General features: G+C 46.7%; 12 protein-coding genes and 1 tRNA gene. 5 read left to right on the top strand and 8 right to left on the bottom strand.

All coding sequences use genetic code 11. The annotated features are described in order from the left end of the window. Nucleotides 1-20: 20 nt before the first annotated feature. From JGK11_RS15870 to JGK11_RS15835, 8 genes are all read right to left on the bottom strand, one after another. Nucleotides 21-560 carry a redoxin domain-containing protein gene (locus tag JGK11_RS15870; RefSeq protein WP_293176754.1) on the bottom strand — a complete coding sequence of 180 codons (540 nt, stop codon included), beginning with the start codon at nt 558-560 and terminating at the stop codon, nt 21-23. A gap of 131 nt (nt 561-691) precedes the next feature. Continuing rightward, nucleotides 692-1,291 (bottom strand): peroxiredoxin, encoded by a 600-nt coding sequence (locus JGK11_RS15865; protein ID WP_293176580.1) that lies wholly within the window; start codon nt 1,289-1,291, stop codon nt 692-694. 127 nt (nt 1,292-1,418) lie between these two features. Next, a tRNA-Met gene (locus JGK11_RS15860) sits at nt 1,419-1,491 on the bottom strand. A 138-nt stretch (nt 1,492-1,629) separates the two neighbouring features. Next, nucleotides 1,630-4,053, bottom strand: coding sequence for a peptidoglycan DD-metalloendopeptidase family protein (locus JGK11_RS15855; RefSeq protein WP_293198191.1), 2,424 nt, complete (start codon nt 4,051-4,053; stop codon nt 1,630-1,632). A gap of 591 nt (nt 4,054-4,644) precedes the next feature. Then, nucleotides 4,645-5,106, bottom strand: a complete 462-nt coding sequence (locus JGK11_RS15850) for a tRNA (cytidine(34)-2'-O)-methyltransferase (RefSeq protein ID WP_293145927.1) — start codon at nt 5,104-5,106, stop codon at nt 4,645-4,647. Between the two features lie 241 nt (nt 5,107-5,347). Beyond that, nucleotides 5,348-6,499, bottom strand: coding sequence for a glutamate--cysteine ligase (gene gshA / locus JGK11_RS15845; protein ID WP_293176576.1), 1,152 nt, complete (start codon nt 6,497-6,499; stop codon nt 5,348-5,350). Nucleotides 6,500-6,560: 61 nt separating this feature from the next. Further along, entirely contained in the window at nt 6,561-6,878 is a 318-nt protein-coding gene (locus JGK11_RS15840; protein ID WP_293201131.1) for a hypothetical protein, read from the bottom strand. 370 nt (nt 6,879-7,248) lie between these two features. Continuing rightward, on the bottom strand, nt 7,249-8,064 hold the full coding sequence (locus JGK11_RS15835) for a cobyrinic acid a,c-diamide synthase (protein ID WP_293176572.1): 816 nt from the start codon (nt 8,062-8,064) through the stop codon (nt 7,249-7,251). Between the two features lie 317 nt (nt 8,065-8,381). Between JGK11_RS15835 and JGK11_RS15830 the strand changes: the two genes are divergently transcribed. From JGK11_RS15830 to JGK11_RS15810, 5 genes are all read left to right on the top strand, one after another. Then, nucleotides 8,382-8,696, top strand: a complete 315-nt coding sequence (locus tag JGK11_RS15830; RefSeq protein ID WP_293176570.1) for a Mo-dependent nitrogenase C-terminal domain-containing protein — start codon at nt 8,382-8,384, stop codon at nt 8,694-8,696. Between the two features lie 388 nt (nt 8,697-9,084). Then, entirely contained in the window at nt 9,085-9,948 is an 864-nt protein-coding gene (locus JGK11_RS15825; protein ID WP_293176568.1) for an Npun_R2479 family HD domain-containing metalloprotein, read from the top strand. Between the two features lie 218 nt (nt 9,949-10,166). Then, entirely contained in the window at nt 10,167-11,072 is a 906-nt protein-coding gene (locus tag JGK11_RS15820; protein ID WP_293189215.1) for an Rpn family recombination-promoting nuclease/putative transposase, read from the top strand. Between the two features lie 252 nt (nt 11,073-11,324). Further along, nucleotides 11,325-13,250: an alpha-amylase family glycosyl hydrolase gene (locus tag JGK11_RS15815; protein WP_293176564.1), complete on the top strand. Its 1,926-nt coding sequence runs from the start codon at nt 11,325-11,327 to the stop codon at nt 13,248-13,250. Between the two features lie 286 nt (nt 13,251-13,536). Then, entirely contained in the window at nt 13,537-14,421 is an 885-nt protein-coding gene (locus JGK11_RS15810) for an inositol monophosphatase family protein (protein WP_293176562.1), read from the top strand. Nucleotides 14,422-14,886: the final 465 nt, after the last annotated feature.

Genomic DNA, 14,886 nt, shown 5'->3' with positions numbered 1-14,886 from the left:
GAGCCAGAATTGCCGTGTTCTTACTTATTGATAGATTTCAGCAAAGTTTCCACACTAGCATTGTGGTCTATGAACGAAAACAAATGTTTAAATAGGAGTTTGCCCTCTGCATCCAAAACAAACTGAGCCGGCAAAGGAGCACCCAAAGCCTGACCGGTTTTATAGGCCCGAAACACTCTTACGCTTGGATCGGACAGCAGAGGCATTTTCAAGCCTAAATCTCTGACAACTATTTGGCTTTGCCTGTCGTCGGTGCTGGTTACCATCAATAATTCTATATTGCGATCGGCAAACTGTTCCCACTTTTCATTCAAAGCTTTAATGTGAGGAAAACAGAAAGGGCAATATTGCTTTTCAGTAAAAATCCGCGTAAAAGCCAGAACTACCGGCTTATCGCCCCGATAATTCGACAGCCGCACTAATTTGCCATTATTAATATCCGGCAATTCAAAATCTGGTGTCCTCTGTCCCAGCTTCAGAACATTAGTCGCGGGAACAGGCAATAAATTTTGGAAAAACCGCTGATTTAACAAGCCGCTAAAATCAGTAGAAGTCAGCATATTTGCTAATTTGGGAATGGGGAATTGAGCATTGGGCAATGGGCGAAGCGAAGCGGAGGGATTGGGCATTGCACCGAAAGTTTCGAGGGCGGGCACTCACAGGCGCCGCCCTACAACTCAAAACGATCGAGTTAGACAGCAGCAAAGAATACTTTCGACTTAACTGGATCGGGTGTCATGGTTTTGTCACCGGGCTGCCAGCCAGCGGGACAAACTTCATCGGGGTGAGACTGAACGTGTTGGATAGCTTGCAGAGTGCGGAGAGTTTCGTCTACGTTGCGGCCGAAGGCAAGGTTGTTGATAGTAGAGTGTTGGATGATGCCTTCTTTGTCGATGATGAACAGACCTCTGAGGGCAATACCTGCTTCTGGGTCGAGGACGTTGTAGTCGGAACTGATGGTTTTTTTGAGGTCAGCAACTAAAGGATAGTTGAGGTCGCCGACGCCGCCGGATTTGCGGTCTGATTGTATCCAAGCAAGGTGAGAGAATTCGCTGTCAACGGAGACGCCGAGGATTTCGGTATCGATTTTTTTGAAGTCCTCATGGCGATCGCTAAATGCTGTAATCTCTGTGGGGCACACAAAGGTGAAGTCCAAGGGGTAGAAGAACAGGACTACATACTTTTTGCCTTTATAGTCTGACAGTTTAACTGTCTTGAATTCCTGATCCACTACGGCTGTTGCTGCGAAATCGGGTGCAGCTTGACCAACCCGGAGGCATTCACTTGTCATAGATTTTGTTTCCTTTTTTACGAACTGTTACAAATATATCATACTCATAACGACTACAAGTATGTTCTCGGCAAGTCTAAAAAATCACGCTCTCAAAATAGAGAGCGTGATTTTTTCCATTAAATTATGGCTCAGGCGGGATTTGAACCTGCGACCTTGGGCTTATGAGTCCCCTGCGCTAACCACTGCGCCACTGAGCCAAACTTACTTCACGATTTACCATCGTAGCACGGTAGGTGGAAGTATGTCTGTATTCCCAACAACCGAATTTCTAATACCTTCCGATCTAAGTTATGAGTTTTGGTAATGATTCAAAACCCATAACTTGAGACCAGTCGTTATCGAGAAGCACTGGACGTATCGTTAGGCAGAAAAGCCATTGGATTGACAGCACCCTGTCCGGCGGGATGGATTTCAAAGTGCAAGTGCGGCCCGGTACTGAAGCCGGTGCTGCCCATTTCTGCAATCTGTTCGCCGCGATCGACCTGCTGACCCTTTTTAACCAAAATTCGGTTGTTGTGGGCGTAGATCGTTTCTGATCCGTCTGGATGGGTAATTTCCACCAGATAGCCGTACCCTCCGTCATTCCACTCTGCATAGGTAACCACCCCGCTGTCGGCGGCCACAATTGGCGTGCCGATCGGCCCTGCAATATCAATTCCCTTGTGCATCCGTCCCCAGCGCCAGCCGTAGCCAGAAGTGAGAACGCCCTTAGCCGGCCAAATCAATCCGTTAGCCGACTGCTGTTTGCCGCCGCCGTTAGGCAGATAAGTATCAGCGCCCGAAAGTGGAGGCAGTTCTGGAGAAACCATGCGTCCCAAAGACGGGTTGCTCAGGGGGTCATAACCCTCGGAACCCAAAGGAGCAGTTGCTACCACCGGCCGTTCTTGAGTAGAGGTAGGCGTTAGGTTGATCGGTTGCAGTTCGGCTGCACGAGCGGGATCGAAACGCTCTTGCTGCTGTTTCTGAACTTCCTGGGACCACCCTCTCGACGGCGGTCTGCCGATTTCATTCTGCACCGCTCCAGCGTATTCGGGGGTGTAGAGGTCGGGATTGACGCTTGGGAGTTCTTCAGACGGGTTGGAGGCGAGTTTCGCTTCTGGGCCCTCAGTTGGAGCCAGGGAAACCGCATTTGCCCCGATCGAATTGCGCTCGGCGCGATATTCCTCTCGCAGTCTGACAACTTCTGCTCTCAAGCGTTCGGAATAAGGGTTGAGAGCGGTAGCGGTGGGTAGATCCTCCGCATTCGACTCAATTACAGCGTTCGTGGGAGCGGGATTTAAACCCTGGGCGCTAACATTTTGCAAACCGAAAGGCTGCGGGTATGCAGCAGCGAGGTTGGTAGCAGTTGCACTTGCTGGCTGGGGCAGGGCGCTGGTGTCAACGGCACCTGTAAATGTTGGTTCGCCTTGAAGTTCCAGCTTTCTGTTGTCGCTAATGGTTTGAGAAACTTGAGTTAGCGGAATGCTGTTAATTTTGGGAACCATCGGCGCTGAAATATTGTTCAGACCTTCCAAGTTCGCCAAGGGAGAGACAACGGCCACTTTTGGGGCGGGTGCTGCAACGCCAGCACTGGTTATTTCCGAGGTAGACGAACTGGGGTTCAAAGATGCGGGAACCGAAGTCGCCGACCAGACAGATGTAGAGTTAGAGGCAGAATCAGATGCTGCCGCCTGCACCGCTGGATTATTTGACCGAACGTTGGGAATTTTCAGCCGTTGATTGACATTCAGCAAGTTGGGATTGCCCAGCTTGTTGATGGCGATCAGCTCTTTGGGCGATACCCGGTAATTAGAGGCGATCGCATCTAACGTATCTCCCGGGCGCACGTTGTAGAGCCCCTGGGCTGGCCCTGCGCTACTGCCTGCTGGGGACACTACCACAGCGGAGGGCAAACTAGGTGTTGCGAGAGACTGTTCAATGAACTCCAACGATCGATCGGGCGATGCTGCTTGACCCACCGAGGCATTGGGAATTACAGGTGTGGCCCTGAGGTCAGGAATTGCTGGCGAGGTGGCATATTCCGGGGATGCCAGCGTCGGTACAGCAGGTGTAGATGAATTTGGTCCCACCTCAGAGTCCAACAGGGGCCGACCTGATGCTGTAGTGCGGTTTTCCTGTTTTTTCAAACTGTCGATCGCCCCGTCTGCGTTCGGGCTGTCGATCGAGCTTTGCGTCGGTACAGTCGTCGCCATATCTGGCGCTTCCGTTGACTGACCGTACTGGGCTGCACTATCCAACGACTCGGAGCCAGTTAGATTTAATTTTTGTTCTGGATTGACTGTGGCAGTATTGCCAGGGTTCTCTTGTGGCGAGGCTTCTAGAGCCTCCGGAATTCTGAGTTCTTGGCCGACTTGGAGTGCGGTATCGGGTTTGATGCCGTTGGCAGTTGCTAGTGCCTTCGGTTCAATTTCATAGTCCCGAGACAGATCCCAAAGGGTTTGTCCCTGCTGAACCTTAACCCCTGCCTGTTCGGCTGAGGAGCCGTCAACTTGTCCGGTGGTAGCGGGCCCGTTGGTCGATACAGGCTTTAATTCAACGGTCGATTCTGCTGTCGGTGTGAGTTCAGACGCGCGAGCGCTGTCTCCGTTTCTCGGCAGCAGGATGCCAGAAGCACCTACCGATATTGCCAGCCCGATCGTGGCGAGAGAGCGAAAGGAGCCTGTGCTGAGCGTTGTCTGCTTGGACGGTTCCGCAGAACCGTCTCTGTCGATTTCACTAGCCTGAACAGGCTTATTTTTTTGGGGATATGTTCGTTTCAAAAAAACGACCTCCTACTGAGAAGCGCTAACTGTCCTTGGAAACACTCAAGGGATTGCATGACGCTGAATTTAAATCAACAACCAAAAATATTCTGATTGTTGAAAGCGATCGTGCTTAGGCAAGATTACCTTGCTTTTTTAATTTAGACAAGCTCGAACCGTAATAATTTTTTAAATTCTCGGTCAAACCCGCTGCAATTACACCCCACAAGCCTTACACCGCAATAGTTGGAACGAATACATAAAATATCCGTTCCCGCACAGGCTAAGACTCTCACCTATTGTCCGACTCTATGCTAATTTCCGGACAACCTACAACCGTATATTCACTAGATATCAATAGCCTTCAGGCACAATCAGGCGATCCCTGGCGCCTTAAATCGCTGAAATCCTCTGTTTTTGTGGCTACATCCTCGCAGCGACTAATTTGGTATTACTGATAACAATCTGTTTTTGGATGAATAAAATATATTAATCTCCGCTATCTAGATTTTCACCGCTTTGATACAAATTTCTTATATTTAAAGCGAAAGTTGGTTGTACCCGACAGCTATTAAATATCTATATATGTATGTATCTGTCGATCGCGATTTATCCGAGTTCGCCCAACTGTCGTTTAGCCTCAAATAAACCTACAGCGGCGCTGACAGAGAGATTCAAACTCCTGACTCCAGGCTGGCTCATGGGAATAAAAACTGTGGCATCGCAGGCATCCAAGACCAATTTAGGAATGCCGACAGTTTCTGAGCCAAACATCAACCAGTCGCTGGGCTGAAATTGGAATTGGGTATAACTGCATCGTCCACCAGTGCTGAATCCGATCGTTCGCCCTCCTCGCTCCTGCTGAAATATCTCAAAAGCAGCTAAGTCTTCGTGACAGTGGAGATTGACATAGGGCCAATAATCTAAGCCGGCCCTTTTCAGGTAGCGATCGCTAATTTCAAACCCCAGCGGGCCGACTAAATGTAATGTCGTGCCTGTGGCAGCGCAAGTGCGGGCGATATTGCCAGTATTCGGGGGAATTTGCGGGTGAATCAAGACAAGTTGGGGCATGAAGCTTTAAACAGTTGACAGTTGACAGTTGACCTGGGACAGTTGACAGCCCCCATCGCCCCAAGGATAGCAATGGTTTCAGCGATTAAACACGTCTTGGCAGTTGCTATCAAAGCAAAAAATACAGCTATTGGCACATTTAGAAATCTACCCAAAGGTAGATACTATTCATAGCTTTTATTTATAACAGGTGCCGGCTGCCATTGATTAAATATTCTGATTTGTTTTGCACTGCTACTGTTCAAGCGACTAACTGGCCGCACAAATTGTCTTCCAGCTCCCATTCCTGGTGAGCCATGCCATCAATCCCTTGCAGAATAATCGTGCGCGCATCCAAACCGCCCTCATACAGTTTCAACCACTGTTGGGCGGTGTTGCCTTCCCGGAGAATCTTTTTGAGCGGCGAGAGAAAGCAACTAAAGCCACGTTTTTTGGCGATCGGCCAGACTTCCTGGTAAATTTCCTCAATCCAATCTCGCGCCAAAATCTTTCTGCCGTCTTGCCAGTGAGTGAGTTCGGCATCCAAACTTTGCCGGGATGCAGCAATTTCGTTGGCGTCGGTGAGGGCAACTAAGTCTTGATTGCGGGTGGCGGCCGGTAAGGTACTGAGTGCTAAGGGGTCTAAGCCGGGGTCTTCCATCATCTGCCAAATACGAGCTTCTAGCAAGGCAGTGATGGCCAACAAAGCCAGAGGATTGACTTCAAGATCGCAAATTCTCAGTTCGAGGCGGTTGAGACAGTAGGGGCGACGATCGCCATTTGGCCGCACAGCAGACCACAAATGGCGGACGTTTTGCATACTGCCGAGTTCTAGCTGTTCTTCAGTCCACTGGATGTAATGCTTGTGACTTTCAAACAGGGGGACGATCGCGGGAGTTTTGGGAAACAAACCCCACCGGGTAGAATGATAGCCCGTGACTTCGCCGTCGAGGAACGGGGAAGAAGCGCTCAATGCCAAGTATAGCGGTGCTTCGACGCGGGCGAGGCGGATGGCGCGCATCAGCATTTCTGGTTCGGAGATGCCGATGTTGATGTGAATGCTGGCAGTGACGACTTTGGTGCCGTAGGTTTGCTCGATGTAGGTGTGATAGGGGTTGTTGGGATCCGATCGGTAAAATCGATCGCTCCCACCGAGAGATAGCGTACTTCCCGGGAGCAAGGTATAGTCGCCCAACTGTTTGAGATACTCGCGCAGCCGGACTCGCGGCTTGACTAGGGCGCACAGCAGGCGATCGTAGCTGCACAGCGGGGCCGTCGTGTACTCCACATTGCGACTATCAGGCTCCCGCACAAATCCCTCTAGATCGGCGACTATGCGATCGGAGAGACCGACAACCTCACCTTCGGGCGTGCCGGTATACATTTCTACTTCAAAGCCTTTTGATAGCAGCACGTTTGTTCCTCAGCTAAGTTGAGTGCTAATTTCTAGTATCCCAAAAATTGAGCTGTTCGTACTATCTGCCACAAGGCAGAGTTGAAATTTTTGGAGGCTGGGACTGAAACCGGGTATTTGGGCGCCAGCTTTGTTTGAGCGTTTGTGTGTTAGTTGCGGCACCCAAAGCGGCAAATGCTGGCACCGCCAAGAGTTTCCGAGGCGGTTTTCGGGTGTCAAAGGCTGTTTGTGCGATCGCCTTTGTGTTTGATGCGGCATTCGGGGCGCGATCGTACTTATCGTAAACAGAACCCACCCTTACCACAGACAGAAGTGAGAAAGCACTGCATTCTTCCCTCTTCGCTGTTCCTTCTTCCCTCTTCTTTCTGTCACAGGTCAACTATCAACTGTCAACTATTTCAAGATAACTTTATTCATCCGAGACTCAAGCAAAATCCGCTTAACCTCAATCCGGTAGTCGTATTTTTTGCACTGTGAGTAGGCGCGAGAGCGACAGGAATTTTAGGAATATTTCTGGCTATTCCGTTAGCGGGAGTGATAGTTAGCTGGTTTGAAATTGAACAAACGCAAGCGTAAGGCCAATTGATAAAGCCGTCCCATTTTAGAGAAAGTCAGGCTGAACAACCGGTTTTAAACTGCAAACTAGAAGTCCGATGCTCCAAAAACTATCCTGGGCGCAACGCGAAACTAAAAGTAAAGAGAAAAAGCAACCTAGGGTTTACGCGGAGCATACACTTTACTGCGTAGAGTCAATTCATAAATTGCAAGTCAGTAGGAAATCTTGCTTCTTCTGGTTGGGGATCGTAAATGTAATCGCAGTCAAAGCGCATAGCTTGAGAGTGGCGGCTGATCGAAAATCCGCAGTGAGTCACCATTTCTGTAGTAAAAGTAGCCATGACTAACTCGATAAGTTTTGTGTAAGAAATGTTAGGCTGTTGAACGTAATAAGCGCGTCTAGCAAAAAAGATTCTCTCATCTTTCGGTACAATTATGGCATTAATTTTGTGTGCGTGTTGAATTGGCTTGATATAGCTTTCAATAAACTGCGACTGATTTTTTTGAAGTCTGGCTAATCTTTCGTGTTGCAACCAACTCATTTGAAACACAATTTTAATAAATTCAAAACCCAAAATGTAGTTAAAAACATTATTCCGTTCTTCTGTACTCAATACGAAACGCAGTGCAGATTCTAAATATTGGTCTGTTTCCCGGAGCGCTTGTTGAGATGAGTGGATATAAAATTGTTTGATGTAGCTTCTTAAATCAGATTCGTTTAATTCTTTTTTGACTCGGAATCTGATTAAATACTCTTTAACTCGGTGTAGAGTATCTACATCTTCAAACATTTTTGAGACTAAGCCGTCGGCTGTGTACTCATCTAAAAATTTGGCTTGAAAATCGGGAGTAGATGCACACAATATGTAGGAGAGGGACAAAACGTAGCGTCGCTGGTTCCAAGGCAAGCTTTCTGCCCACTCCTTAACTTCTACAGGGAGTTTTTCCAGCACGGTATCTGTGTGGGGACGTTGAGAAAGGTCGGCATATTTATATTTTTGTTTAATCATTGCCTGAAACCTTGTATTAGTTAATTGACCGGGTAATATATGGCAGGTAAGTACAGTAAAGTAGAGGCCGGCAGTTACCACTTATGTAATTTTTTTATATACCTCTAAGGATACAGGATTTAGCGGGTAAAGGCGGTGATCTGTCTCACATTTTTGCGGACTTACTATCACAACTATGAACTTTATATATCACATTTTTGGGCCGCGAGTGTCACAGGAAATAATTATTCACGTCACTGGGATAACGGTGGGTTTGGTTGATGATGTAATCAGGGTGATTTATAACTTTTTGTTAATCCGGATTACTGAGGAAAATCATGAACTCGACTACAAGTATTTTACCTAAAAATCAGTGCCGATACTTAAGTTTTGGCCAGATCCTCGTTCAACCAGTGCGACACTGGTTTGATAGCATTGCAGTGGGCGATCGGCAAATAGCTAAGTGGTTGTGCCAAGTTATACCCGCACGGTGTCCTTTTGAGAGAAATATCCAGTTATTCGGACACCATTTTTTCCACATACCCCCGATGTGCAAGCTAAATCCTGTATATGAAGAATTAGTGGGGTTGCGTTTTCGCTCGCTGTCGTTTTTGGCTGATGTATCCGGGGAAGATGTAACGCCGTACTGCTGATTGAGGGGTTTCATACCTCGATCGCCGATCGATCGACCGTAGTGCATCTAGATTGTCTATGATAGTCGATGGAGAGGGGGAGAGACCTATAACAGCTTCGCTCTTCGGGTAAACAGGGGGAGAGCATTTGAGGCGTTTTAATTAGGCATTGAAATATACAATTTAAATGCTGTAGAGCTTATCAATTATTTATGGGTGCAGCACTATGCCAATTGTTCGATCGCCAATTTAGACCACAATCGTTAATATCAGTGGATGCTTTGGATGCTTTTAAATTACAGCGGGCTTCCATCATTACGGTCAAGTCAACAATAATATCAAACCGTAGCAGCGAAAACAACAGATATAACAATAATTTAACAAATTACTTTGCCTAATGGAAGTGAATATGTTTAACGCAACAGAACTGCTAATTAACGATTTTGTAAATCGGCTAATTGAAGGCTACCGGCACACCTACGGTGGCTTCAAATCTGACTATGGCGAAATTATTGCTTGGGTAGCCGATATGGCTTTGGAAAATATTGCTAATAGCGATGCTCTTTACCACAATGTGGAACACACTATTTTAGTGACATTGGTGGGACAAGAGATTCTGCGCGGGAAGCACATCCGCGAGGGCGGTGTTTCCTGCGAACATTGGCTGCATTTCCACATTGCTTTGCTGTGTCACGATATCGGGTATGTCAAGGGTGTTTGTCGGCAAGATAGAACAGATTTAGGAGTGTATGCGACGGGAATAGGTGACACGAATTTAACGCTACCGAGAGGGGCGACTGATGCGAGTTTGACCCCTTATCATGTCGATCGGGGAAAGATGTTTGTTGAGGAACGCTTTGGGGGTCACAGACTGATTGATGCCAACCTGGTTAAGCAGAATATTGAGTTAACTCGTTTCCCGGTTCCTCGGGATGAAGACTATCAAGATACTGTGAATTATCCGGGTTTGGTGCGGGCGGCGGATTTAATTGGTCAGTTGAGCGATCCGCGATATTTGCAAAAGGTGACTGCGCTGTTTTATGAATTTGAGGAGACTGGTCAAAATCAGGTGTTGAAGTATCGCAATCCGGCGGATTTGCGGGAGGGGTATCCTAAGTTTTATTGGAATGTGGTTTATCGGTATGTCAAGGATGCGATCGGCTATTTAGAATTGACGCAACAGGGGAAACAAATTGTTGCTAATCTGAACGCAAATGTGTTTCGGGTGGAGCATTCTGAGGCGGGAGTTGAGGAGGTGGCTTCTGTTAGTTAGGCTTGGAGTTGACTTGGGGCGGGCGCTCTGGTTGCTGATCCGAGCGAAAGGGCGATCGTCCTATTTAATGTTAAGCTTGTGAACTGTGCTCGATTGGGCGATCGCCATATAGTAAAATATAGCTATACCCACAGCCGCCAGCAAATTTTAAAATATTTTGATTGTCATTGCTCGATAGATTGACTCGTTCAATTCTTAAGAAATAGAGAAAAATCACCATGAGATTCATTAACCCCAAAACCGATTTCGCCTTCAAAAAAATATTCGGTGGCAAGGAAAGCAAACCAATATTGATCAGCTTTCTCAATGCCCTAATTTACAAAGGCCATCCCACCATCACCGATTTAGAAATTATCGATCCGTATTTACCATCAAGAGTCTCATATCTTAAAGAGTCTTACCTGGATGTCAAAGCAAAGCTTGCATTAGGTCAAACTGTAATTATCGAAATGCAAGTTTTAAATGTGGCATCTTTTGCGAAGCGGGTGATTTATAATGCTGCAAAAACTTACTCTACTCAACTGATTCGCGGTGAAGGTTACTTTAACTTAAAACCTGTAATTGCTTTGACCATTACAGATTTTGAAATGTTTGAAAACGACCGAGAAGTAATTTCTCACTTTGTGTTCAAGGAGAAAAAGCGTTTATTTGAGTATCCAGATCCAGGGATGGAAATGATATTTATTGAATTGCCGAAATTCAACAAACAATTGGATCAGTTGGAAACTTTGACTGACAAGTGGGTTTATTTTATGAAAAATGCCCCCAGTTTGGAAGTAGTACCGTCAACAATGGAAAATGTCTCGGAAATACAACAAGCTTTTGCGATTGCTAATGAAACTAACTTGAATCCTGAAGAGTTGAAAGATTTAGAAGATCGCGAGAGGTATATTATGGATCAGCAGGGAATCTTGCGAAAGGGAATTCAAGAAGGCAGAGAAGAAGGACTCGCACAAGGGCGAGAAGAAGGCAGAGAAGAAGGCAGAGAAGAAGGACTCGCGCTAGGAATGAGAGAAAAGGCTCTGGAAATTGCTAGGCAACTTCTCAATGTGCTTGACAATCAAACTATTAGTCAAACTACTGGTTTGAGTGTAGAAGATATCGAAAATTTGCGGGAGGAATAGGAAGGAAGGACTGAAGTCCTCACTACAAACTACATCAAATTGGTTTGTAGTGAGGACTTCAGTCCTCATCCAACGAGAGAGGACTGAAGTCCTGACTATGAACCTATAGACGACTCTGCCATCTGTCTAGAGGAAGATTTTATTAAACGAGTAAATTACGTATTATGCTGTAAAAGTCAGGCAGAGGGAAAAGCTATCTCCGACTCTCACTCCCAATAGCTGACCAATCTTACAGTATAAAAAATAAATCTCATGACACCAGTCACTCCCAATCAAACTTCATCTCAATACGAAACTACCCAATCTGAAGAAAAAATTGACTCTCTGGTAGAAGAAGTTAAGCCAGAAACCGAACTCGATTTAGAATTCCTGTACACCAGAGATATTGAATTCCGCCAAGAAACAATTTATTTCATTGTAGTCGATCGCTTCCACGACGGCGACTCCGCAAATAATGCAGGCCCAAACCCAGAACTTTACGATCCAGAAGGCAAAGATTGGGGCAAATATTGGGGCGGCGACTTGCAGGGAGTTATCGACAAACTCGACTACTTAAAAGATATGGGTGTTACAGCAGTTTGGCTGACTCCGCTTTTTGAGCAAGTAGAAGCATTATTTGTCGAACAAGCTGCGATTCACGGCTACTGGACAAAAGATTTTAAACGACTAAATCCCCGATTTATTGCTAAAGGTGATAATCCTTCTGTCAACCAAACACAAGAAACTAAAGATACCGTATTTGACAAATTAGTAGACGAGTTGCACCAGCGAAAAATGAAACTTGTACTCGATATTGTCTGCAATCACAGCAACCCAGATTTTAGTGGAAAAAAAGGGGAGCTTTACGATGATGGTGTCAAAATAGCTGACTTTAACGATGACAAAGATAACTGGTATCACCATTATGGAGAAGTCCAAAATTGGGAAGATGAATGGCAAGTTCAAAACTGCGAACTGTCTGGCTTGGCTACTTTCAATGAAAACAATATTGCCTATCGCAGTTACATTAAGTCAGCAATTAAACAGTGGCTAGATAGAGGTGTTGATGCTTTGCGGGTTGATACAGTTAAGCATATGCCGATCTGGTTTTGGCAAGAGTTTACTGCGGATATTTTGACACATAGACCTGATGTTTTCATCTTTGGGGAATGGATTTACAGCGATCCTAGAAATGACCTTTCTGTGGAATTTGTCAATGAGTCGGGGATGACTATTTTAGATTTTGGGCTGTGCGTGGCAATTCGAGAAGTATTGGGACAGGGTGCGGAAGCCGGATTTCAGTTAATTCAGGATGTGCTGAATTTGGATCACCGCTATTACGGGGCGACGGAGTTGATTACTTTTATTGACAACCACGATATGCCGCGGTTTCAGTCGTTGAATGCCGATCGACAAATGCTCCGGTTGGCGATAAATTTAATCATGACAAGTCGTGGCATTCCGTGCCTTTATTACGGTACTGAACAGTACCTGCACGATGATACAGAAGGGGGAAATGACCCTTACAACCGCCCGATGATGGAAAAGTGGGATACTGATTCGCCGATTTACCGCGATGTGCGGTTGCTGTCTGGGTTGCGGCGGCTGAATCCTGCTATTTCGATGGGGAGTCAGTGGCAAAAATATCTAACTGCTGATGTTTATTGTTACGTCCGCCGCTATCGCGATTCTGTGGTGTTTGTGGCGATGAATCGGGGCGATTCTGTGACTGTTGAAGCGGTTGATACGGAGTTGCCGGATGGAGAGCATACGGAGGTTTTATCGCGCCGCAAGTTTGAAGTTAAAGACGGGATGCTGTATAATTTGGAGTTGGGCGATCGCGAAGTAATGATTTTTAGCCGCGTGGGAGAGCGAGTTAAGGGGAAAACTATTGTGCGGGCTCAGCTTAACAGTGTTAAAAGTCAGCCTGGGGAAAGAATTGTGGTGGTTGGAGATTGTCCTGAATTGGGGAATTGGGATATTAGTAAGGCTTACCCGCTGGAGTATATCAATACTAATACTTGGTTTGGGGAAATTCCTTTTAATGAAAGTGCGGGGAAGTTGATTTCTTATAAGTATGCGCTGCTGCGGGAAGGAAGGTCGCCGCTGCGAGAAAATTTGGTTTGTCGGCGCTGGGTTTTGGCTTCGGAAGGGACTGTGAAATGGCGCGATAAGTGGGTTTCGGGACGGGAGTCTTGACAGTTGACAGTTGACAGTTGACAGTTGACAGTTGACAGTTTGGAAATTTTAACAATATCAATGCAACCGGAAACGATAGATTATTGATTGTTGACTGTTGGGAAATTTGAATAATACCCATGCAACCGGAAACGATATGAGTAGGGTGCGCCGAAGAGCATCTGATCGCCATAAGTAGTGCGTCAAATTAATTTTTGCGCCTAGGGCTGACACCCGGGCGCCAATCTTGTAAGAGTCAAAAATAGTCACAGGGGTCGATCGCTCGATTCCAATGACTTAAGCTTTTATGCTGAAGTTAGCTGAAGCATTTATGTTTAACCTGATGTATATTTCTCCAGAGCAAGACCAAAAAATTCGCTACATCATCCGAGAGTGCGGTCAAGAAGCCCACAAGCTTGCAGCGGAACCTTTTGAAGTTTCCGAGAAAGGCCCAGATGACTACGTGACGAGTATCGATCGCTACTTAGACGGACAACTATCAGCAGCATTTAGCGCTTTGTTTCCTGAAGATGGCAGGATCACGGAGGAAAACACGTCCTCCAGAGCAGCTTACCAGGCAAATTACCAGCGCCTCTGGTGCATCGATCCCCTCGACGGGACGGAGGGATTTATTCAGGGAAAACAGCACTACGCTGTGATGGTGGGGCTGCTGTTGGAGGGGGAACCGGTGGCCGGCTGGATCTACGCCCCGGCTTTTGACCAAATGTATTTTGGCGGTAAAGATTGGGGATTGTTCCAAACTGTGGGAACCTCTTCGCCGCAGCCGATCGGCCTTTGCAAACCCCCCGCTCCGACACCGTTCAATTGTAAAATTATTCTCGGCGACAGAGACCAGAAAAACTATGCCGGGGCGATCGCCCAAAGCATCCCAGGAGTAGAATTTTACTCGCTGGGAAGCTTTGGCTTAAAAGTTATGGAAATCATACAAGGTCGAGCCGGTTTGTACCTGTATTTCAACGGTAGAGTTAAAGTGTGGGATACCGCCGGCCCTCTGGCCCTAGCAAAGGCAGCCGGATTGGTCTGTTGCGACTTGCAAGGTCAACCGCTGAGGTGGACGGCAGACGCCATAGAGCCGGAGTCTCTGGCCCACACGCAGTCGATCGCGATCGGCTGGCCGGATTATATAGAAGCTCTGTTGGGGAAAGTTCAACAGGCAGTGGGACGCCTGTAAACCCGTTTAAGATTGAAAAATCTGCCCATAATTTTAGGTGAAGCGGGCCCCTGTACCCTGATTGGAGAATTGGGTTTTAAACCCCATAGTTCTAGGACAGCTTTGCATTAAAATTGAAATGTCTACAGGCTCAAGACACGTTGAAACAGCTACGGTGAGAGCGCACCTAGACAGCTAGAGGGGCAATGGTTGACTCCAACCCTGAAGGCATACAAGCATTTGACTTGTGAGGAAAACAAAAAGTCAACCTAGGGCATTGGGAGACTTAAAACGAACGTGGAGACTGAGTGAGACTTGCTTCTTGCAAGCATTAGTCTGTGAAGCGTTAAGGAATCCTCTCTCATTCAGGAAGAGGAGGTATGTCAAAGGAGCTATGAGACGAAGTAAGTTTCGCCTGTGTCTGAGATTTGCGTCTCGTTCGCTTTGTGTCAATCTTATGTAGCAGCAACAGATTGTTTGTTTTCT

The organism is Microcoleus sp. PH2017_34_RAT_O_A, assembly GCF_020737885.1.
Classification (GTDB): Bacteria; Cyanobacteriota; Cyanobacteriia; order Cyanobacteriales; family Microcoleaceae; genus Microcoleus.
This window is presented reverse-complemented; position numbering and strand designations above follow the sequence as displayed.

Bases quoted from the DNA above. Each gene is read 5' to 3' on its own strand.
- JGK11_RS15850 (WP_293145927.1), bottom strand. From the start codon at position 5,106: ATGCCCCAACTTGTCTTGATTCACCCGCAAATTCCCCCGAATACTGGC.
- JGK11_RS15835 (WP_293176572.1), bottom strand. From the start codon at position 8,064: ATGATTAAACAAAAATATAAATATGCCGACCTTTCTCAACGTCCCCAC.
- JGK11_RS15820 (WP_293189215.1), top strand. From the start codon at position 10,167: ATGAGATTCATTAACCCCAAAACCGATTTCGCCTTCAAAAAAATATTC.
- JGK11_RS15815 (WP_293176564.1), top strand. From the start codon at position 11,325: ATGACACCAGTCACTCCCAATCAAACTTCATCTCAATACGAAACTACC.
- JGK11_RS15830 (WP_293176570.1), top strand. From the start codon at position 8,382: ATGAACTCGACTACAAGTATTTTACCTAAAAATCAGTGCCGATACTTA.
- JGK11_RS15825 (WP_293176568.1), top strand. From the start codon at position 9,085: ATGTTTAACGCAACAGAACTGCTAATTAACGATTTTGTAAATCGGCTA.
- JGK11_RS15810 (WP_293176562.1), top strand. From the start codon at position 13,537: ATGCTGAAGTTAGCTGAAGCATTTATGTTTAACCTGATGTATATTTCT.
- JGK11_RS15870 (WP_293176754.1), bottom strand. From the start codon at position 560: ATGCTGACTTCTACTGATTTTAGCGGCTTGTTAAATCAGCGGTTTTTC.
- JGK11_RS15865 (WP_293176580.1), bottom strand. From the start codon at position 1,291: ATGACAAGTGAATGCCTCCGGGTTGGTCAAGCTGCACCCGATTTCGCA.